The 19,309-nt window shown below is 71.1% G+C and carries 18 protein-coding genes; 10 read left to right on the top strand and 8 right to left on the bottom strand.

Going from position 1 to position 19,309, the window contains the following annotated elements:
* Nucleotides 1–82 precede the first annotated feature (82 nt).
* The 3 genes from ACFWI4_RS02160 to ACFWI4_RS02150 all read left to right on the top strand — a co-directional run bounded on the left by ACFWI4_RS02160 (nucleotide 83) and on the right by ACFWI4_RS02150 (nucleotide 2,742).
* Nucleotides 83–484: a YciI family protein gene (locus ACFWI4_RS02160; RefSeq protein WP_385393789.1), complete on the top strand. Its 402-nt coding sequence runs from the start codon at nucleotides 83–85 to the stop codon at nucleotides 482–484.
* Entirely contained in the window at nucleotides 481–1,731 is a 1,251-nt protein-coding gene (locus tag ACFWI4_RS02155; RefSeq protein WP_387189875.1) for an RNA polymerase sigma factor, read from the top strand. The genes ACFWI4_RS02160 and ACFWI4_RS02155 overlap by 4 nt, the downstream gene beginning before the upstream one ends.
* Before the next feature lie 90 nt (nucleotides 1,732–1,821).
* A complete protein-coding gene (locus ACFWI4_RS02150; protein ID WP_387189873.1) occupies nucleotides 1,822–2,742 on the top strand; it encodes a phytoene/squalene synthase family protein in 921 nt (306 codons plus the stop codon).
* 19 nt (nucleotides 2,743–2,761) lie between these two features.
* On the opposite strand, the gene ACFWI4_RS02145 is transcribed toward ACFWI4_RS02150, so the two are convergent.
* Nucleotides 2,762–3,136 carry a MerR family transcriptional regulator gene (locus tag ACFWI4_RS02145; protein ID WP_387189871.1) on the bottom strand — a complete coding sequence of 125 codons (375 nt, stop codon included), beginning with the start codon at nucleotides 3,134–3,136 and terminating at the stop codon, nucleotides 2,762–2,764.
* Between the two features lie 91 nt (nucleotides 3,137–3,227).
* On the opposite strand from ACFWI4_RS02145, the gene ACFWI4_RS02140 reads away from it, so the two are divergent.
* Complete coding sequence (locus ACFWI4_RS02140) at nucleotides 3,228–3,749, top strand: hypothetical protein (protein ID WP_387189869.1); 522 nt, start codon at nucleotides 3,228–3,230, stop codon at nucleotides 3,747–3,749.
* A gap of 302 nt (nucleotides 3,750–4,051) precedes the next feature.
* Here the strand turns inward: ACFWI4_RS02140 and sigJ are convergent, their stop codons facing one another.
* Nucleotides 4,052–4,960 carry an RNA polymerase sigma factor SigJ gene (gene sigJ, locus ACFWI4_RS02135; RefSeq protein ID WP_387189867.1) on the bottom strand — a complete coding sequence of 303 codons (909 nt, stop codon included), beginning with the start codon at nucleotides 4,958–4,960 and terminating at the stop codon, nucleotides 4,052–4,054.
* 139 nt (nucleotides 4,961–5,099) lie between these two features.
* Here sigJ and ACFWI4_RS02130 point away from each other — a divergent pair, with 139 nt between their 5' ends.
* Complete coding sequence (locus ACFWI4_RS02130) at nucleotides 5,100–5,516, top strand: hypothetical protein (protein ID WP_387189864.1); 417 nt, start codon at nucleotides 5,100–5,102, stop codon at nucleotides 5,514–5,516.
* An 82-nt stretch (nucleotides 5,517–5,598) separates the two neighbouring features.
* A complete protein-coding gene (locus ACFWI4_RS02125) occupies nucleotides 5,599–6,006 on the top strand; it encodes a hypothetical protein (protein ID WP_387189862.1) in 408 nt (135 codons plus the stop codon).
* 323 nt (nucleotides 6,007–6,329) lie between these two features.
* On the opposite strand, the gene ACFWI4_RS02120 is transcribed toward ACFWI4_RS02125, so the two are convergent.
* The 5 genes from ACFWI4_RS02120 to ACFWI4_RS02100 form a co-directional block, all read right to left on the bottom strand.
* Nucleotides 6,330–6,977: a hypothetical protein gene (locus ACFWI4_RS02120; RefSeq protein ID WP_387189860.1), complete on the bottom strand. Its 648-nt coding sequence runs from the start codon at nucleotides 6,975–6,977 to the stop codon at nucleotides 6,330–6,332.
* A 42-nt stretch (nucleotides 6,978–7,019) separates the two neighbouring features.
* Nucleotides 7,020–9,440 (bottom strand): SpoIIE family protein phosphatase, encoded by a 2,421-nt coding sequence (locus tag ACFWI4_RS02115; protein ID WP_387189858.1) that lies wholly within the window; start codon nucleotides 9,438–9,440, stop codon nucleotides 7,020–7,022.
* Nucleotides 9,441–9,534: 94 nt separating this feature from the next.
* Nucleotides 9,535–10,227, bottom strand: a complete 693-nt coding sequence (locus ACFWI4_RS02110; protein ID WP_387189855.1) for a response regulator — start codon at nucleotides 10,225–10,227, stop codon at nucleotides 9,535–9,537.
* 4 nt (nucleotides 10,228–10,231) lie between these two features.
* A complete protein-coding gene (locus ACFWI4_RS02105; protein WP_387189852.1) occupies nucleotides 10,232–11,488 on the bottom strand; it encodes a sensor histidine kinase in 1,257 nt (418 codons plus the stop codon).
* A gap of 27 nt (nucleotides 11,489–11,515) precedes the next feature.
* On the bottom strand, nucleotides 11,516–12,394 hold the full coding sequence (locus tag ACFWI4_RS02100; protein ID WP_387189850.1) for a CPBP family intramembrane glutamic endopeptidase: 879 nt from the start codon (nucleotides 12,392–12,394) through the stop codon (nucleotides 11,516–11,518).
* A gap of 482 nt (nucleotides 12,395–12,876) precedes the next feature.
* Here ACFWI4_RS02100 and ACFWI4_RS02095 point away from each other — a divergent pair, with 482 nt between their 5' ends.
* From ACFWI4_RS02095 to ACFWI4_RS02080, 4 genes are all read left to right on the top strand, one after another.
* On the top strand, nucleotides 12,877–13,716 hold the full coding sequence (locus ACFWI4_RS02095) for an RNA polymerase sigma factor SigF (RefSeq protein WP_387189848.1): 840 nt from the start codon (nucleotides 12,877–12,879) through the stop codon (nucleotides 13,714–13,716).
* A 131-nt stretch (nucleotides 13,717–13,847) separates the two neighbouring features.
* Nucleotides 13,848–14,648, top strand: a complete 801-nt coding sequence (locus ACFWI4_RS02090) for an alpha/beta fold hydrolase (RefSeq protein WP_387189845.1) — start codon at nucleotides 13,848–13,850, stop codon at nucleotides 14,646–14,648.
* A 2-nt stretch (nucleotides 14,649–14,650) separates the two neighbouring features.
* A complete protein-coding gene (locus ACFWI4_RS02085) occupies nucleotides 14,651–15,931 on the top strand; it encodes a PP2C family protein-serine/threonine phosphatase (protein ID WP_387189843.1) in 1,281 nt (426 codons plus the stop codon).
* Between the two features lie 312 nt (nucleotides 15,932–16,243).
* Nucleotides 16,244–17,605: a beta-1,3-glucanase family protein gene (locus ACFWI4_RS02080; protein ID WP_387189840.1), complete on the top strand. Its 1,362-nt coding sequence runs from the start codon at nucleotides 16,244–16,246 to the stop codon at nucleotides 17,603–17,605.
* Nucleotides 17,606–17,660: 55 nt separating this feature from the next.
* Here ACFWI4_RS02080 and ACFWI4_RS02075 read toward each other — a convergent pair whose 3' ends face one another.
* Nucleotides 17,661–19,268 (bottom strand): FAD-binding oxidoreductase, encoded by a 1,608-nt coding sequence (locus ACFWI4_RS02075; protein ID WP_387189838.1) that lies wholly within the window; start codon nucleotides 19,266–19,268, stop codon nucleotides 17,661–17,663.
* Between the last annotated feature and the right edge of the window lie 41 nt (nucleotides 19,269–19,309).

Below are 19,309 nucleotides of genomic sequence, written 5' to 3'. Positions count from 1 at the left end.
GTGCGATGTAGAGAGCGCCTCGGCGGCTCCGTTCACCGGGGGAGTGCGCCACACTGGGCGCGCAGACGATCAAGGAGTTCAGGTGCCGAAGTTCCTGCTGATGGTCAACCACGACGGCGGAGAGTTCGAGCAGCCCATGGACGAGTGGGCCCCCGGCGACATCGCCGCGCACTTCGACTACTACGCGGCGCTGACCGAGGAGCTGGTCGCGAGCGGCGAGATGGTGCAGTTCACCGGGCTGGCGGACCCGCGTCTCGCCAGGATCGTGCGCGCTGACGGGGCCTCGGCGCCGGTGGTCACCGACGGGCCGTTCCCGGAGTCCAAGGAGGTGCTGGCCGGGTTCAATGTCGTCGACGTGGAGTCCGAGGCCCGCGCTCTGGAGATCGCGGCCCGGATCTCGGCGGTGCCAGGGCCCGGCGGGGTGCCGACGCGCCAGCCGGTCGAGGTGCGCCGGGTGATGGACGCCGTCGCGTTCGACCTGTGACCGACGGCCGGGATGTCGAGGACCTGCTGCGCTCGCTGGCGCCGCAGGTCCTCGGTCTGCTCGCACGGCGGCAGGGGGACTTCGACGCGTGCGAGGACGCCGTCCAGGAAGCCTTGATCGCCGCCGCCCGGCACTGGCCCCTCCACGGGATCCCGGAGAATCCGCGCGGCTGGCTGCTGAGGACCGCGACGCGGCGCCGCGTCGACCAGGTGCGCGGCGACACGGCCCGGCGGCGGCGTGAGGAACGCGTGGCGCGGGAGCCGGCGCCGGCCGCGGGGCCCGAAGGTGACGACACCCTGGCGCTGCTGTTCATGTGCTGCCACCCCGCGCTCACCCCCGCCTCGGCCATCGCCCTGACCCTGCGGGCGGTCGGTGGCCTGACGACCGCCGAGATCGCGGCCGCCTACCTCGTGCCCGAGGCGACGATGGCGCAGCGCATCAGCCGGGCCAAGCAGCGCTTGAAGGCGTCGTCGGTGGCGTTCGAGGTGCCGCGGCCGGGGGCACCGGACTGGCCCTCGCGGCTCGGGTCCGTACTGCGAGTGCTGTACCTGGTGTTCAACGAGGGATACGCCGTCTCCGCAGGGCCGGTGCTGCACCGCGCCGACCTGTCAGGCGAGGCGATTCGGCTGGCCAGGCAACTGCACCGGGCCCTGCCGGCCGAGGGCGAGGTGGCCGGGCTGCTGGCGTTGATGCTGCTCACCGAGGCCCGTCGGCCGGCACGTACCGGTCCGCACGGCGAGCTGGTTCCTCTGGCGGAGCAGGACCGCGCACGCTGGAACCGCCGGCTGATCCGGGAGGGCACCGGGCTCCTCGCCGGTACGTTCTCCCGCGGCGCGGGCGTCGGCGAGTACCGGTTGCAGGCCGCCGTCGCGGCGGTCCACGACTCCGCCGCCCGCGCCGAGGACACCGACTGGCCCCAGATCCACGGACTGTACGAGCTGCTGGAACACGTCGCGGGCAGCCCGCTGGTGACCCTCAACCGCGCGGTCGCCCTCGCGATGACCGACGGCCCGGTCCCCGCACTGGAGTTGCTCGACCGGCTCGACGCGGAAGGCCGCGGGCCGCTCGCCGGCCACCACCGGGTGCACGCCGTGCGGGCGCATCTGCTGGAGCTGGCCGGAGAGCCGATCCAGGCGCTGCACCACTACCGTCTGGCGGCCGCGCTCACCGCCAGCACACCAGAGCAGCGCTATCTCACGACCAAGGCGGCTCACCTGCACGGCGTTTCGCACCCACCGGCCGACTGACCGACCACCGTCGGCGTCCTCCGGTCGCGAACTCGTACGCTGCACGGGCACGTTCACGACCTCGACCATCGACAGACCAAGGAATGCGACATGCCCACGTGGACCCGCGCGCTGCGCGAGGCCGGCGTCACCGACCCGGAGCTGCGCGCCGCGTACGGACAGCAGCGCAGGTTCGTACGGCGCTTCAGGACTGCGGAGTACCTGACCGTCCGGCTTCTGCTCCCGGCCCGGCTGCATCCGCCGGTCGTCGCGGCGGTCGCGTTCATGCATGAGACCGACGAGCGCGTTGACACCGGAACACGCGAGGCTCGGGGTGCGGCGCTGGAGGCGTGGGCGACAGCCACCCGGGCGGCGCTGGACGGCGCTACGGTCACCGACGCGACGCTCAGGGCGCTTGCGGACACGGCCGGGCGGTACCCCCAACTGCCGCAGTACGTCGAGGCCTTCCTGCGGGGATCGCGATATGAGGTCGACTACACCGGCTTCGACACCGAGGACGGGCTCCAGTCCTACCTCGACGGATACTCGCTGCCCGCCTTCATGCTCCTGACGTGCCTGCTGGACCGAGTGGAGTCCGCGGAGGACGAGGAGTTCGTACGACGCTGCCGCGACCTCATCGAGGCCATGCAGCGCATCGACTTCCTCGACGACCTCGCCGAGGACGCGGCGCACGGGCAGGTGGGCATCCCGGGCAAGGATCTGGAGCGCCACGGCTTGTCCGTCGAGACTCTGCGGAGCCCAACGGAGTCGGTCCGTGCGCGGCTGGGACAACTGGTGGCGGAGCAAGTGGAATTGACGCGCCCACCCCTGTCCGCGAGCAAGCGCCTGACGGACCTGGCGTCTCCGGGGACGCGCCCCTTCGTCACCGCCTTGCTGGAGGTGCAGGAGCTCCGACTGCGCGCGATCGGACGGAAGGGCAGCGATTTGGTCGACGGTGCCGCGCGTCCGTCCGTACCGGCGATGCTCGGTGTGCTGGCACGTCAGTACCGGGCGGCGAGGCGGACACGATAGACCTCGCGCGGAGTCGTTGTCAGCTCCCTGCGGCCGACTGCCCGATCGGCCGCAGAGGGCATCCGGTGCCGATGCGCGTGACCAAGTCAGCCCGCAAAGTGCTCAGTTCGGCGATACGGCTCTCGACGATCCGCAGCTTCTCCTCGAAGAGCGCGGACAGTGCCTCCGCGCTGTCGGGGGCCTCGCGCAAGGTCTCGCCGGTCCGCGCGATCTCCGCCAGGGTGAATCCGAGGGCCTGCGCGGTCCGGACGTAGGCGAGCCAGGCCACCGTCTCGGGCGGGAAGTCGCGGTACCCGTTGGGCAGACGCAGGCCCGTGACGAGGCCGACCTTCTCGTAGAACCGGATCGTGTCCCTGCTCATGCCTGTCTGCGCGGCAAGCTCACCGATACGCATGCCCCTCCTGCGGATAGCGGGCTTGACCTTGGAGCGTAGTCCACTGTTTAGCGTGAGGCGTCCTTGCAACGAGACCAGCGGGAGTCCTGTCGTGAGCCGCCTTCGAGCACCCGAGTGCCCCACCTACCTTCGTGTCGTCCGGGCGAGCGCTTGGTACGACCTGGCCGTCACGGCCGGATTCGCCACGCCGTGGACCTACGCCCTGGTCCACGACGCCCTGTCCTCGGCCGGCGCCGCTTTCGGCCTCGGCGCCCTGCCCGAACTCGACGTATGGCAGGTCCTGTTCGCCAATCTGATGGGCTCGGTGGTGGTGGTCTGGGCGGCCCTGCGCATCGTCAGACCGCTGCCGGAATACGGCCTGTTCGACGGCATCGCGCGCGCCCTGTTCGCGACGTGGCAGCTCTACGCACTCGCCCACGGTGTGTCACAGCTTGTGTGGCTCTTCTTCGCCGTCGAGGTGACGTTCGGCGTCCTCCAACTCGCGCCGTGGAGATGGACCCGAGACGCGGACCTCGAAGGCGACGAGGCATCGCGACCGACGGTGCGGGCGGCCGAGGTCGCGGGTCCGCCTACCGGACCCGTAGAGGTTGGCGTCGTCGGTCGAGATCACTGACCGGGTCACGCCTGGAACCGGTCGAGCAATCGGGTTGAGTGGCTGTTTCCCCTCGTATAGCAATGCGAGGGAACGCTGCGGCGCTCCGCCTGGGTGTACGGCGCCTACGCGGACGAGGCCATCCTCGGTCTCCTCGCGAGCGACTGGACGCCCCGGGCCTGACCAGTAGCCATGGGGCCCGCAGTTGAGCGGAGGCGAATGGTGGGGTGGTCGGGGACCTGGCGGGAGCATGGGCGTCTTGGTCGCCGACCACGAGGGAGTCCCCTTGGACAGACACGGTCCGTCTCGATGCCGTGGTCGAGTCATTCCCCCTGCGTGGTCGCGATCCGCTCGTTCCAGGCGCGCAGCTTCTCCGGGTTGCGTACGCCCCAGATCCGGGTGATCCGGCCGTCCGCGATCTCGAACGCGGCCACGTTCACGGTCAGGTCCCCGCGCAGCGCCACCAGGCCCGGCCTGCCGTTGACCGAGAGGATCCGCAGTTCCATGCCGGGCGCGCGGACGCCGATGTCCGCGATGTATCGGGCGATCCGCGCAGCGCCCTCCACTGGCCGTAGGGCCGCGCTGGCCAGGCCGCCGCCGTCGGTGACCATGACCGCACGCGGGTCCAGCAGGCCGACCAGGGCCGGGATGTCCTGCTGCTCCCAGGCCTGTTTGAATTCCCGGATGATTCGCGCCTGCTCGGCGCTGGGCACCGGCGCGGACCGCACGGCGCGGACGCGGCGGCGCCCCGAGGAGGCCAGCTGTCGGCAGGCGGCCGGTGTGCGCTCCACGATCGCGGCGACGTCGTCGAAGGGGTATTGGAAGACGTCGTGCAGTACGAAGACCACGCGCTCGGCCGGAGTCAGTGCCTCCAGCACGACCAGGAAGGCCATGTCCACCGATTCGTCCAGCACGATCTGGTCCGCCGGGTCGGCCGTTTCAGCTCTGCGGCCCCGCAACTGCGATGCATCGGGCAGCGGTTCGGGAACCCATTCGCCCACGTACCTCTCGCGTCGTGCACGGGCCGAGCCCAGGACGTCCAGGCAGATGCGGCCCGTCACCGTGGTCAGCCAGGCCTTGGGAGAGGTGACCTTCGCGCGCTGTCCCGGCGTCAACGCGTACCAGCGGGCGAGCGCTTCCTGCACCGCGTCCTCGGCCTCGGCCAGCGAACCCAGCATCCGATAGGCGACGTTCGTCAGCCACGGGCGCTCCTGTGCGACGGCGTCGGTCACGGTGTCTCCCTCACTCGAACCCGATGCCCATCATGATCGTTACCGGCCGTGCAAAGGGCAACGGATCGTGTCGCCTCACATTCTCGGCAGCTGTGTCGTCGTATCCGCGACGGAACACAGACGAGCAGAGGAAGACACCGTGGCCACGCAGACAAGCTCCAGGCCGAGCAGCACCTTCTACCCGGCGTTCGTCCGCGTCGCGGTCGCCGCGCAGACACTGACCTTGTTCTTCCAGGCGGTCACCGCCGGCCTCCTGCTCTCGCACCACCTCGGTGTCCTGCACGCGGTCGGGGCCCGGGTCATGTACGGCGCCGCCATGCTGTACGTCCTGCCCGCCGTCGTGGCCTGGCGCCCGGGTGGCGGCTCGCCCAAGCCCATCCTCTACGGCACCACGTTCCTGGTCCTCGCCTCGGTGCAGGTGGTGCTCGGCATCACGCACACCCTGAGCCTGCACGTCCCGTTGGGAGTCCTGATGTTCGCCATGAGCTTCTACCAGCTCGGCCGTGAACTTGGGTCCATGGGACCGGTGTTGGGGCATGATCGTGGCGGGCGCTAGAACGCGCAGGCTTCAGGACCGACGGTCCGGTTCGCCGCGGTCTCGCCTGCCCGTCACGGTCTCACCTTCCACGGGAGGCACGGTGCAACGCAAGACGGTCGCGGTCCAGGGGGATCGCGTCTCGGAGTGGGGTTGGTTCCTGGCCTGGCTCGGGGTCGGCGGGTGTCTGGCCCTCGGGCTGGCCGCGTTGTTGTCGGTGGGGGTGGCCTTGATCGCCCTGTCCGCCGTGGCCGCTGTCCTCCTGCTCCGGAAGGGGCACAGAAATGCCCTGGTCGGAGCCGTCGCGGGCCTGGCTCTGCCGCTCTTCTATCTCGCTTACCTGAATCGGGGCGGTCCGGGCGACGTATGCCACACCACGGTCGGGGGGAGTACGTGCACCGAGGAGTACGCGCCGATGCCGTTCTTGATCGCCGGTGGCCTCCTGTTCGCCACCGGCTTCGTGATCTTCCTCGTCCTCGATCGTCGGCGCAGGGGTACGCGCCAACCTTGAACTCAGCCGCGGGGAGGCGGCCCGGACCCGGACCCGTCAGCTCTGCTTGGCGGTCGCCGAAGACCGGCTTGAGCAGCACCTCGGCACCGTCGTACGGGGCGGGGGTGGGTGTGCTGGTCATGGACTCCGCCCCGGTGGTCCGCGCGGGACGCGGAACCCTCCTCCGCGCGGCTGTCACAGGCGGTCGCGCACTGGGTGGGACATGCGCCGGCCTCCCGGTCCGAGTCAGATCGTTCAGCTGGTGACAAAGCACCCCGTGCCCTGAACCGACCAGGTGCTCCGTCCAAGCGACAAGGTCGCTGCCCCAAAGCCGGCGGCCTCGTTCAATACCAGCGCACCTGGGCGGCCACGGCCCGGCCTGTACCGGCAGCGTGACGGAGTACGCGCAATGGGCCGTCGAGGAGTTCGTCGGCGTCGTGGTGGGGATCGTCGCCCAGGCCGGTCATCCATGCGTGGATCCGCTCGACGGCAGCCCGGCGCCGGGCTCCGGTCAGGTCGAGGGTCTCCTCGACAGCGGGAAGGCGGGTGCGGACCTGCTCGGCGTCGAGGAGGAAGTCCCCGGCCCGGCCCGGCAGTCGGCGTACCGCGTCGGGTCCGAGAGCGTAGGCCAGGGCCGAGAACGGGCAGGCCTTGCGGGCCACGGCCGCGAACAAGCCCTCTTCGCCGTGCGGCGGAAACCGGTCCATGACCGCGTCGCGCAGGGCCTCCATCTCCTCGGAATCGTCCCGGCAGGCGTCGAGGAACGCGCGAAGCCGGAAGGCGTCCTCTTTGGCGCGCCAACTCCCGCGAGACGTGGCCGACTTGCGGAACATGGACTCCTGAGCCCTGCTCTCCCACCAGGCCAGCTCACCGGAGACGTCCTCACACGTCGACAGCGACGCCGACGTCAGACCCTGAACCGCGGCGCGCGGCAGATCCCGCAAGGCCTCGTCGGGCAGCGCCCCGACGACCCACACACCGGTGACGCTCAACCCCGCCTCCCACGGTTGCTCCCGCCCCAACATCACAGGCGGTCACGGCTGTGGCAAGGGCTGCTCCGTCCAGACCGTCTTGCCGTCGTGGGCGTAGCGGGTGCCCCAGCGTTCCGTGAGTTGGGCCACCAGGAAGAGGCCGCGGCCGCCCTCGTCCGTGCTGAGGGCCCTCCGCAGGTGCGGGGACGTGTGGCTGGTGTCGGAGACCTCGCAGATCAGGCAGTGCGTACGGATCAGGCGCAGGGTGACGGGGCCGTCCCCGTAGCGGTAGGCGTTGGTGACGAGCTCGCTCGCGATCAGCTCGGTCGTGAAGACCATGTCCGACAGCCCCCACTCGGCCAGCTTCGCCGTGATCAGCTCCCTGGCCCGGGACGCGGCGGTCGCCTCCAGCGGCAGCTCCCAGGTGGCGACGTTCTCCGGCGGCAGCACCCGGCTGCGGGCGACGAGCAGGGCGATGTCGTCGGTGGGGCGCCGGTTCGTGGGCAGCAGCGCCTCGACCACACCGTGGCAGGTGCTCTCCAGCGGATCGTCGACATGGGCGAGACAGGTCTGCAGCGTCTCCAGGGCGGCGTCGATGTCGCCGTCGCGCGCCTCCAGGAGGCCGTCGGTGTAGAGCGTGAGCACGCTGCCCTCGGGGAGCTCGGTCTCGTACATCTCGAACGGCAGTCCGCCGAGGCCGAGCGGTGGACCCGCGGGCAGGTCGAGGACGGTCACCTGGCCGTCAGGCGTGGACACGAAGGGAGCCGGGTGGCCGGCGCGAGCCAGGGAGCACCGCCGCGAGACCGGATCGTAGACCGCGTAGACGCAGGTGGCCCCGAACGTCTCCTCGATGGACGACGGGTCGCCGTCGGCGTTCGTCTCCAGTTCGGCGGCCAGCAGGCTGACCAGGTCGTCCAGCCGGGCCACCACCTCGTCCGGCTCCAGGTCGAGGCTGGCCAGGGTGCGTACGGCGGCCCGCAGGCGTCCCATCGAGGCAGCCGCGTGGATTCCGTGGCCGACCACGTCTCCCACGACGAGGGCGACGCGGGCCCCTGACAACGGGATCACGTCGAACCAGTCACCGCCGATGCCCGGTTCCCCGCTCGCCGGGAGGTACCGGCAGGCGACCTCGACGGCCGGCAGGTCGGACACCGTGCCCGGCAGCAGGCTGCGCTGGAGGGTCAGGGCGGCGCTCTGCTGCTGGGTGAAGCGGCGCGCGTTGTCGATGCACACGGCCGCACGCGAGGAGAACTCGTGGGCCACCGCGGCGTCGTCGTCCTCGAAGGGCTCCGAATGGCGTACGCGCCACAGGCTGACCACGCCCAGGACCAGGCCGCGTGCCAGCAGGGGCACCGCGATCAGCGAGTGGACGCCGAGACCGAGGGCGACCTCGATCCGCCGCCGGTCCATGGCGTACCACTCGGGGCGCAGCGACAGCAGCCGTTCGAGGACCGGACGGCGCTCGGCCAGGCAGCGTGCCTGCGGGGAATCCGGGAGGAGCGGGACGACCTCGCCCTCCTGATACGGGACCCGTGGTTCCGCGGGTGACATGGCCACGCGCAGAAGTGCGCCGGCCATGTGCGAGGGCACTTCGTCACCGAGGGTCACCGGCTTCAGGAGGTCCACCGAGCAGTAGTCGGCGAGGCCGGGGGCGGCGACCTCGGCCAGTTCCCGGGCCGTCTGCTCCACGTCCAGGGAGGTTCCGATCCGGGCGCTCGCCTCGTTCAGCAGGGTGAGTCTGCGACGGGCCCGGTAGCGCTGGGTCACGTCCTCGATCGTCTCCGCCACGCCGAGGACCCGGCCCGAGGAGTCCTCCATCCGGAACGCGGAGACGGACACCATCCGTTCCTTGCCGGGTGCGTGGCGTGTCCGTGCGGACTGTTCGGTGAAGATCAGCGGTTCGCCGGTCTCCAGGACGTGGCGTACCCGCTCCTCGGCCGGACCCGCGTCCTCTTCGACCAGGAACTCGCCGGAAAGACGGCCCACCGGCATCTCGGCCGTGATGCCGCTCGCCTTCTCGATGGCGCGGTTGATCCGGATCACCTTGCGGTCCGGGCCGTGGATGGCCAGACCGATCGGGGACCGGTGGTACAGGCCGTCCAGCAGCGCGCGGTCCCGCTGCCAGGCGACGACCTCGGAGGCGGGGGCACCGACCAGGAACCACTCCCGTCGCTCTCCGTCGCGGGTGATCGCGCGGGCCCGGAAACCCATCTCCACCCGCCGGCCGTCATGGTGCCGGACGGGCAGGACCCCGAACCAGCCCCCCGCCCGCATGGCCCCCACGACGACGGACCGAGCGACGGGCAGGTCACGGGCGTCGATCAGGAGGTCACGCCACGCCCGTCCGATGACTTCCTTGGTCCGGTAGCCCAGCAGTTCCTGCGCACGTGTGCTCCAGCCGACCACCGTGCCGTGATCGTCGAGCACGGCCGAGGCGGCGCGTGCGAGGGCGAACGGATCCTCCGGACTCTCGCTGAAATGCATCGAAGGTGTCCCCATAACCACCTCTTCGTCTTCGTGACTCCGATGTTCCTCCACCCGCTCTCCGTCCGCGACTCTCCCGTTACTCCCGGCCCCGTCAGTCCGCCGCGGGAACGAGTCCGACCCGGTAGGCGAGGACCACGGCCTGGACCCGGTCGCGCAGGCCGAGTTTGGCCAGGATCCGCGAGACGTACGTCTTGACCGTCTCGGGGGCGATGAAGAGCGCCGCGGCGATCTCCGCGTTCGACAGCCCCTCGGCGATCTGCCGGAGCACGTCCAGCTCGCGGACGGTCAGCGCGCGCACGACGTCCTCCCTGGCCTGCCGGGAGGTGTCGGCCGGCCGCAGGTGCTCGGCGAAGTGGCCTATGAGGTGACGGGTGACGGCGGGCGCCAGCAGGGACTCGCCCCGGGCGACCGTACGGATCCCGTTCACCAGCTCCGCGGGAGGCGCGTCCTTGAGGAGGAAGCCGCTGGCTCCGGCCCGCAGCGCGTCGTAGACATAGGCGTCGACGTTGAACGTGGTCACGACCAGGACCTTCGGCGGGGCCTCGGCGTCAGGACCGGCCAGCTGCCGGGTCGCCTGGATGCCGTCGAGCAGGGGCATCCGGATGTCCATCACCACCACGTCGGGCCGCAGCCGCCGTGCGGCTTCGACCGCCGCGTGCCCGTTCTCGGCCTCCCCGACGACCTCGATGTCGGGCTGCGCGGAGAAGATGGTGACGTAACCGGTCCGCACCAGTTCCTGGTCGTCGCAGACGAGTACACGGACGGGCTGCGGCGCATGGCTCACGGGGTCACTCCTGAACGGGCTGGGACGGAATCGTCGCGCGGACCTCGAACCCGCCCTCGGGCCGGGCTCCGGCCTCCAGTTCACCATCCAGCATCCGCACCCGTGCGCGTAATCCGGCCAGACCGCGTCCGCCCTCCGGGCCGGGCTTCCGCGTGAGCGGCACGGCGGCCGGGGAGGCGGCGAGCCCGTCGGTGGCCGGGGAGGCGGCGGGCCCGTCGGTCGTCACCCTGATCTCGATGTGCTCCTCGCGGTGCCGGACCAGCACACGGGTCAGCTGCCCGGACGCGTGCTTCATCGCGTTGGTGAGCGCCTCCTGCACCACCCGGTACGCGGCCAGCTCCACGTCCACGGACCGTGCCCGCCGCTCACCCTCCTCGCTGAGTTCGACCGACTGACCGGACCTGCGGGCCTGTTCGACCAGGTCCGTCACCCGGCCCAGGGCCGGGGCCCGGTCCGCGCGCGCAGGGTCGGCGACCGCGGACTCGCCGGTGGCCTCCAACACCCCCAGCAGGTACCGCAGTTCGGTCAGGGCGCGGCGGCCGGTGTCACTGACGGCCGTCAGCGACACCGCGGCCCGTTCGGGCGCGGACGTGAGCAGGAACTGCGCCGCGTCGGACTGGACCACCATGGCCGTCACATGATGGGTGACCACGTCGTGCAGTTCGCGGGCGATCCGTGCCCGTTCGGCGCCCGTGGCCACCTCGGCGGCAAGCCGCCGCCGCTCCGCCTCTTCCCGCCGCCGCGTGCGCACGGTACCGCCCACCAGCCAGATCGCGGCCAGAGCCAGATAGAACGCGAGATAGTCCGGGACCCGCTGCGGTGACCCGAGGTGGTGCAGGACGACGGCCAGTACGGCGTAGGCCGCGCTCGCCGTGGCCATCAACGGGCGGCGGTGGCCTGCCTGGTGGGCCCCGGCGGAGTACAGGGCGAGATACAGCCCCACACTCCCGAACGTCGTCGCGAAGCCCAGCGCCTGATGTGTGGCGAAGGCGCCCGCGACGACGGCCAGGCAGCCGGCGGGCCACCGGCGGCGGGCCGCCAGCGGCAGGGTCTGGGCCAGGGTCAGCGCGATGCTCAGCGCGTTCGCGGGCCGCTCGGGCAGATCGCCGATCTGCCCTCCGATGGCCGACAGGGTCGGCACGAAGGCCAGCAGGGTGAGCGTCAGAGCGAGGACGCCGTCCTTGACGGAGGCGTCCAGCTCGTTCCACCGGTCGAGGCTCGCCCGGAGCTGCGGGGGGCTCCAGAGCGCCTGACGCGACATCACTTCCGTTTCCTCCAGGGACCTCTCTCAGCGCCGGGTCCGCCGCCGGGGCAGCAGCCGGCCGTTCCGGTGGGCGAGGACCGCCATCGGAAAGGTGATCAGGACACTGAGGACGATGGGCACGAGCGACGACTCCAGGCCGAAGCCGCCGCCGTTCAGCAGGGCGGAACCATGGACACCGACGGTGTACAGACCCTCGGGGGAGTGTCCGGAGACCGGGACGCCGAGCAGCTGCTCGACGGTGTTCCAGGTGAAGTGCAGCCCCACGACGAACCAGATGCTACGCCGCCACAGGAACGCGGTACCGAGCATGACGCCCGCCTCCAGGGCGATCGCCACCCCGCTCCATCCGTTGGCTCCCGGAGCCCCCAGGTGGGCGACGCCGAAGAACAGCGCGGTGATCGCGACGGCGGCCCGGCTGCCCCACAGCCGCTCCAGAGCCTGCAGGGCGAGGCCGCGGAACAGGAGCTCCTCGGTGACCGCGGCGCCGGCCTGCACCATGACCGCGGACCACACGACCGGCACGAAGCCGTTGCCCGCCCAGGAGAACGAGTAGCCCCCGAGCGCCGTGATCAGCAGTGCCGACACGAGGATGAAGCCCAGACCGAGAGCGCCGCCGAGCAGGGCCTCCCGGCCCGCCCCGCGCCGGGCGATCTCCGGCGTCGGGCGCCGTGCGGCGAAGCGCATGACCGCCCAGTACACGGCCACCGCGGCGGCCGCTCCCAGCGCCGGCACCGGACCGGGGCCCGTCGCGGTCAGGCCGGAGACGAGACCGACACCGACCATGCCCGTCAGCATCCAGCCGAGTGGGGAGCGCACGATCCGGCCGGGACGGCCGCCCCGGGCGCCGTCCTCCTCGTCCGGTCCCGAGCCCGTGCCGTGCGGTGCGGTGGTCGTCGTGCCCATCGTGGCCTCCCCCTGTCGTGGTGGCCGCACCCGTGGCGACCTGACGACCACGCTAGGGACGCGCCGGCCTCCGCGAGTCACCCCCACAGGGACGGTTCTCGTAGCTCTCACGGGGGATGCGGCGCCACCGCCCCGGATCACGACCGGGCAAAAGACCTGTCCCGCCGGGGGCTAAAAGGTGTGGTCGGGGGCAGTCGGCATCCTGCGGCACCGATCGGTGCCGCACGTCGAGAGAAGAGAGAGACCCGTGTACATCAGCCTGGGAACCGTCGTCCTGATCATCGTCGTGGTCGCCGTCGTCATGATGCTGCGCCGCCGCTGACCCGCGCCGACGGGCGGGTCCGTCGAAGGGGACCACCCGGTGTTCGTGGAGTCCGGCCCGGAATTGCCCGGCATGCTTTCCCGAAACCCGGGTACGCGCACTGGCGCCGGTGGCCACGAGGCCGCGGCACGGGGGCGACAACGTAGGGGAGGGCCCTGAGATGACGGTCACCGAGGTGGCAGAGGCGCGGACGACGGCGCTGCCGGAGATAGCGGACCCGTCCCAGATCGCGCCCAAGGACGCCCGCCGGATGTCCCGGCTGTTCTTCGACCGGCTCGCCGTTCTCGAAGAGGGCACGGCGGAGTACCAGTACGCACGCAACACGCTGATCGAGATGAACATCTCCCTGGTCCGCTTCGCCGCGGCGCGCTTCCGCAGCCGCGGCGCGGAGGAGATGGAGGACATCGTCCAGGTCGGCACGATCGGACTGATCAAGGCGATCGACCGGTTCGAACTCACCCGTGAGGTCGAGTTCACCTCCTTCGCGGTGCCCTACATCGTCGGCGAGATCAAGCGGTTCTTCCGCGACACCTCCTGGGCCGTCCACGTTCCCCGCCGTCTCCAGGAGGCCCGCGTCCAGCTCGCCAAGGCCACCGAGGAACTGCGGAGCCGGCTCGGCCGTACCCCCACGGTCAAGGAACTGTCCCAGCTGATGTGTCTGACCGAGGAAGAGGTCAACGAGGCACGCCTCGCCTCCAACGGCTACAACTCCAGCTCCCTCGACGCGGCCATCGGCACCAACGACGACGGCGAGAGCGCGCTGTCCGATTTCATCGGCACGGAGGACGGCGCCCTCGAACTCGTCGAGGACTTCCACGCGCTCGCCCCGCTGATCGCCCAGCTGGACCGGCGTGAACGCCGCATCATTCACATGCGGTTCGTCGACGAGCTGACCCAGGCACAGATCGGCGAACACCTCGGCGTCTCGCAGATGCACGTCTCCCGCCTGCTCTCCCGCACCCTCGCCAAGCTGCGCCAGGGCATGGCGACCACGGGCTGAACCCGCGGGCCGACCGGACGCGGGACCCCTGCCCCCGGAGGTGGAGGCTGACAGGGCCCCTACTCCTGGGAGGCGGAGGCCGACAGGACCCCTGCCCCGGGGAGGCGGAGGCCGATGGGAGACTGCCGGACATGGACATCCGCCGCAGGAACAACGTCACCGTGACCGGCAGCGCCGACGGGCCGGTGCTCCTGCTGGCGCACGGCTTCGGCTGTGACCAGAACATGTGGCGTCTGGTGGTACCGGCTCTGGCGGAGCACCACCGGGTGGTGCTCTTCGACTACGTGGGCTCGGGCCTGGCGGACCCCTCGGCCTGGCATGAGCGGCGCTACAGCTCGCTGGACGGCTATGCCCGCGACGTTCTGGACATACTGGACGACCTGGACCTGCGGGACGTGACGTTCGTGGGGCATTCGGTCAGCGCGATGATCGGGGTGATCGCGGCGGCGCAGGCACCGCGGCGCATCTCCCGCCTGGTGATGGTGGCCCCCTCTCCCCGCTACATCGACGACGAGGGATACCGGGGCGGATTCAGCACCGAGGACATCGACGAGCTGCTGGAGTCCCTGGAGTCGAACTATCTGGGCTGGTCGGCGGCGATGGCCCCGGTCATCATGGGCAACGCCGACCGCCCGGAACTCGGCCAGGAACTGACCGCCTCGTTCTGCGCCACCGATCCGGACATGGCCCGCGTCTTCGCCCGCACCACCTTCCTGTCCGACAGCCGCAAGGACCTCGAGACGGTCACCGTGCCGACACTGGTCCTGGAGTGCGCACAGGACGTCATCGCTCCCCGCGAGGTCGGCGCCTACGTGCATGCCGCGATCCCCGGCAGCCGGCTGGTGACACTGGTGGCGACGGGCCACTGCCCACAGCTGAGCGCCCCAGGGGCCACCGCCGAGGCCATCACCGCCTTCACCAGCGCGGCTTGAGGATGCACCGCACGGATCAGGCGTCCGAACCGGACGGGGAGCGGGTCGCGCCCGACACCGCCCTGGCCGCCCCGCTGCCGGAGGACAGCGCCGAGGAGCTGTACGAGCAGGCACCGTGCGGGTATCTGTCGACGCTGATGGACGGAACCATCGCGAAGATCAACGCCACGCTGCTGGACTGGCTGGGACTGGAACGCCACGCGGTGGTGGGGCGGATGAGGTTCGCCGATCTGCTCACCGTGGGAGGCAAGCTCTACCACGAGACGCATTTCGCGCCGCTGCTCCAGATGAAGGGGGAGATCAGCGGCATCGCCCTGGACATCAAGGCCGCCGCCGGCCGACGGATGCCGGTGCTGGTCACCTCGAAGGTGAAGACCGGCGAGGGCGGAGAACCGCTGCTGATCCGCACCACCGTCTTCGACGCCGGGGACCGCCGTGCGTACGAGGCCGAGCTGCTGCGCGCTCGCCAGGCGGCCGAGGAGGCGCGCCGCCAGGCGGAGGCCGACCGCCGGCGGCTCCAGGAGGCGTTCGCCGTCCTTCAGCAGAGCCTGCTGCCCGCCGAACTCCCCACCATTCCCGGGCTCGAGGCCGCCTCCCACTACCACACGGCCTCCCCGGACCTGCTGGGCGGAGACTTCTACGATCTGTTTCCCCTGGACGCCGGCCGGTGGGCCTTCTTCCTCGGGGACGTGTGCGGAAAAGGCCCCCAGGCCGCCGCGGTGACCTCGCTGACCCGCTACACCCTGCGCGCCGCCGCACTGCACGACGCCGACCCGGTCACCGTGCTGACCACCTTGAACACCGTGCTGCACGACAGGTACACCGGCGGCGACCCCCGCTACTGCACGGCCATATTCGGTGTCCTGGAGCAGGACGGCGGCCGGGTCCGCGTGGACCTGGCCTCCGGCGGACACCCCTCGGCGCTGATCCAGCGCGCCGACGGCACCGCCGACTACCTTCCCACCCCGGGCGGGCTGCTCATCGGTGTCCTGCCCCGGGCCCCGTTCGCCGCCGCCCGCGCGTGGCTGCGGCCCGGTGACACCCTCCTCCTCTACACCGACGGCCTGACCGAGGCCCGTACGGGACCTCTGCGCCAGTTGTACGGGGAGGACGCCCTGCGCGCCTTCATCACCGGCCGGCCTCCCGCCGGACCGCGAGGCCTGATCGCGGCCCTGACAGGACTGCTCGCCTCCTTCGGCGAGGGACTCGACGACGACACCGCGCTGCTCGCCCTCGGCGTACCCGCCGCGCTTCCCGCCACCGCGAGCGAAACCCTGACATGAGCCCTTTCTCCTCCATCCATCCGGACGTGTCCGTGGCCACCGCCACCGCCGTCGACTCCGGGCGATGAGTCAACTCTTGAATACGCGGCCCGGTCCCGGGCGTTCGCGTCGTCGGGGTCCGAAAACTCCGGGCCGCCGGACGGGGTCCCGACGGTGACGCAGGGGCCGTTGCGGGGCCGAGAAGCCAACTGCGGTGATTTCGGCTTCAGTTGTTGACGTCTTGAGGGTGCGGGGATACAACCCGGAGAGAGCGCTCTCCGTCTGCTGTTGCTCCGCCCCCACGCACGCCGACCCGGCATGAGGAGATCCCGCATGCAGTCCTTAGCCAGCGCCAGCGCACTTCCCCCGCGACCGTCGGGCAGAACCGCCCGGTCCCGCACGGCCCTCGGTATCGTCGTCGTCCTGCTCGCCGCCTGCGTCGCCTTCCTGAGCCCCTCGTCCGCGCACGCGGCCGACCAGCTGCTGTCCCAGGGGAAGCCGGCCGCGGCCTCCTCGGTCGAGAACGCCTCCTTCCCGGCCGGGGCCGCCGTCGACGGCAACACCGGCACCCGGTGGTCCTCCGCCTTCGCCGACCCGCAGTGGCTGCGCGTCGACCTCGGATCGGTCCAGCAGCTCACCCGCGTCACCCTGAACTGGGAAGCCGCCTACGCCACCGCCTTCCAGATCCAGACCTCCGCCGACGCCAACACCTGGGCCACCGTGTACTCCACGACGACGGGCACCGGCGGCACCCAGAACATCGGCGTCACCGGCAGCGGCCGGTACGTGCGCGTCCTCGGGACGACCCGAGCCACCCCGTACGGCTACTCCCTGTGGGAGTTCCAGGTGTACGGGCCCGGAGGCACCACCCCGCCGGACAGCTTCTGGGGCAGCACGAGCGACATACCCGCCGCGAACAACGCCGTCGAGGTGAAGATCCTCAACCGCACCAACGGCAAGTACCCCGACAGCCAGGTGTACTGGAGCTTCAACGGCCAGGTCCACTCCATCGCCGAGCAGCCCTACCTCGACATGCCGGCCAACTCCGCGGGCCGCATGTACTTCTACCTCGGCTCGCCCACCAGCGCGTACTACGACTTCATCGAGTTCACGGTCGGCAACAACGTCTTCAACGGCAACACCACCAGAGTCGACGCCTTCGGCCTCAAGCTGGCGATGCGCCTGCACTCCAAGGACGGGTACGACATCGAGGTCGGTGAGAACCGGCAGACCTTCGCCGAGGACCGCGCGACCACGTTCCAGCGGTTCACGGCCGCCGTCCCCGACCAGTTCAAGGTGCTGGCCCAGACCCAGTCCCCGTACCGGATCATCGCCCCCGGCAGCGACCCGAGCTTCCGGGCCGGCGGCGCGAACGCCAACTACTTCACGTCCTACGCCCAGTCCGTGGGCGTGAACGCCGCCACCTCCGACATCTTCGGCTGCGCGGCGGCGCTCGCGAGCAACCCGAACATGTGCGCCGCGCTCAACCGCCATGTGGCGACACTGTCCTCCTCCCAGCAGGGCGATCCCGCCCAGTTCTACAAGGCGGCGCCCGCCAACTACTACGCCAAGTTCTGGCACGACAACGCCATCGACAACCTCGCCTACGGCTTCCCCTACGACGACGTGGCCGGCCAGTCCTCGTTCATCTCCCACGGCAGCCCGCAGTGGCTGCTGGTCGCCGTCGGCTGGTAGCCGCGGAGGCGGGCGCGGGGCGGCTCGGCCCCGCGCCCGCTGCGAGGGAGCCGGTTCAGCGAAGGGGGTCGATCACGACGCCGGGATTGAGGATCCCGGACGGGTCGAGCACGGCCTTGCCCGCCCGCAGGGCGGCGGCGAACAGGTCCGGGCGCTGCCGGTCGTACCACGGCCGATGGTCCCGGCCCACCGCGTGATGGTGGGTGATGGTCGCGCCGTGCGCGAGCAGCGCCTCGGAGACCGCCTGCTTGATCTCGTCCCACTGCTCGACGGTCCTGCCCCACGTGCCCGAGGCGTAGACGCCGAAGTACGGGGCGGGACCGTCGGGATAGACATGGGTGAACCGGCAGGTCACGACACCCGTGGCGCCGACCTGCCGCATGGCGTCCCGGGCCGCGCCGTCCACGGCCGCGCGCAGCGCGTCGAACCGGTCCCAGGTGCAGGCCGTCTCGAACGTCTCGACGATCATGCCCTGAGCCGCGAGGGCGTCCCGCTGGTAGGGCATCCGCAGGAAGGAGGAGCGCCAGGTGGCGGCGGCCGAGGTCGGCGCGGCCGGGTCCGCGGTGCCGGTGTGGCGCGGCGGCTCCGGCAGCGTGCCCCCGTGGTCCCGGCAGAGTTCCAGGGCGCGGTCCATCCAGGCGGTCACCGGGTGGTCGGCGGACTCGAAGCCGAGCACCAGGACCGCCGTCGGGCTGCCCGCGTTGATGAACGCCTCCACCGGGTCCAGCAGGCGGCAGTTGGCGGGATCGAGCCCGGACTGCGCGAGGGCTCGTACGGCCCGGACGCCCGCCTCGTGGTCCTTGAACTCGACGGACGCCCCGGACCGCCAGCGCGGACGGTCCTGGAGGCGTACCCAGGCCTGGGTGATGACGCCGAGCGATCCCTCGGAACCGAGGAACATCCGGTCGGGCGAAGGACCGGCGCCCGAACCCGGTAGCCGGCGGCTCTCGACCACTCCGGCGGGGGTGACCACCCGCAGCGACTCGGTGAGGTCGTCGATGTGCGTGAGGCGGGTCGCGAAGTGGCCGCCGGCCCGGGTCGCGAGCCAGCCGCCGAGAGTGGAGAACTCGAAGGACTGGGGGAAGAACCGGAGCGTGTACCCGTGGGGCCTGAGCTGCTTCTCCAGGTGCGGACCGAGGACGCCGGCCTGGACGAGCGCCGCGCGGCTGGTCCCGTCCACCTCAAGGACCCGGTCGAGCGAGCCGAGGTCCAGGCTGACCACCCCGGCGTACTCCGCGCCCGTACGGGGTTCGACGCCTCCCACCACCGAGGTCCCGCCGCCGAACGGCACGACCGCGATCCCGGCGCCGTCGCACCACTCCAGTGTCCGTACGACCTCCGCCTCGGACGTGGGGCGCATGACCAGGTCCGGCACATGGGGCAGCCGTCCGAGCAGTGCGCGGACGACGTCGCGGAACGCCTGACCGTGGCTGTGCGCCAGCCGGTCGCGGGTGTCGTACGACGCCAGCCGCGCCAGCGCGGGCGGAGCGGTGACCCGGCTCGGGGCCACGTCGAACGACTCCACCGGAGGAGCCGCGTGCACGGTCAGATCCGCGTCCGGGAGCAACTCGGCGGTGCGGCGGGTGAGTTCGGCGCGCTCCGTCCCGGTCACCGCGTCCTCGACGTTTCCCCAGCCCCACCACGAACGGGTCCTGTCGCTCATCGTTCTCCCCAGGTCATCGGATGTGAACCACTGAACTGAAC

The sequence above is a fragment of the Streptomyces sp. NPDC127038 genome, from assembly GCF_042725875.1.
Lineage (GTDB): Bacteria > Actinomycetota > Actinomycetes > Streptomycetales > Streptomycetaceae > Streptomyces.
The sequence above is the reverse complement of the archived record's forward strand: the minus strand, read 5'-3'. Positions and strand labels throughout refer to the sequence as shown.

What these genes read in the sequence shown, in the direction of transcription:
- ACFWI4_RS02105 (WP_387189852.1), bottom strand. Translation starts at nt 11,488, where the DNA reads ATGTCGCGTCAGGCGCTCTGGAGCCCCCCGCAGCTCCGGGCGAGCCTC.
- ACFWI4_RS02150 (WP_387189873.1), top strand. Translation starts at nt 1,822, where the DNA reads ATGCCCACGTGGACCCGCGCGCTGCGCGAGGCCGGCGTCACCGACCCG.
- ACFWI4_RS02115 (WP_387189858.1), bottom strand. Translation starts at nt 9,440, where the DNA reads ATGCATTTCAGCGAGAGTCCGGAGGATCCGTTCGCCCTCGCACGCGCC.
- ACFWI4_RS02090 (WP_387189845.1), top strand. Translation starts at nt 13,848, where the DNA reads ATGGACATCCGCCGCAGGAACAACGTCACCGTGACCGGCAGCGCCGAC.
- ACFWI4_RS02080 (WP_387189840.1), top strand. Translation starts at nt 16,244, where the DNA reads ATGCAGTCCTTAGCCAGCGCCAGCGCACTTCCCCCGCGACCGTCGGGC.
- ACFWI4_RS02075 (WP_387189838.1), bottom strand. Translation starts at nt 19,268, where the DNA reads ATGAGCGACAGGACCCGTTCGTGGTGGGGCTGGGGAAACGTCGAGGAC.
- ACFWI4_RS02095 (WP_387189848.1), top strand. Translation starts at nt 12,877, where the DNA reads ATGACGGTCACCGAGGTGGCAGAGGCGCGGACGACGGCGCTGCCGGAG.
- ACFWI4_RS02145 (WP_387189871.1), bottom strand. Translation starts at nt 3,136, where the DNA reads ATGCGTATCGGTGAGCTTGCCGCGCAGACAGGCATGAGCAGGGACACG.
- ACFWI4_RS02085 (WP_387189843.1), top strand. Translation starts at nt 14,651, where the DNA reads ATGCACCGCACGGATCAGGCGTCCGAACCGGACGGGGAGCGGGTCGCG.
- ACFWI4_RS02100 (WP_387189850.1), bottom strand. Translation starts at nt 12,394, where the DNA reads ATGGGCACGACGACCACCGCACCGCACGGCACGGGCTCGGGACCGGAC.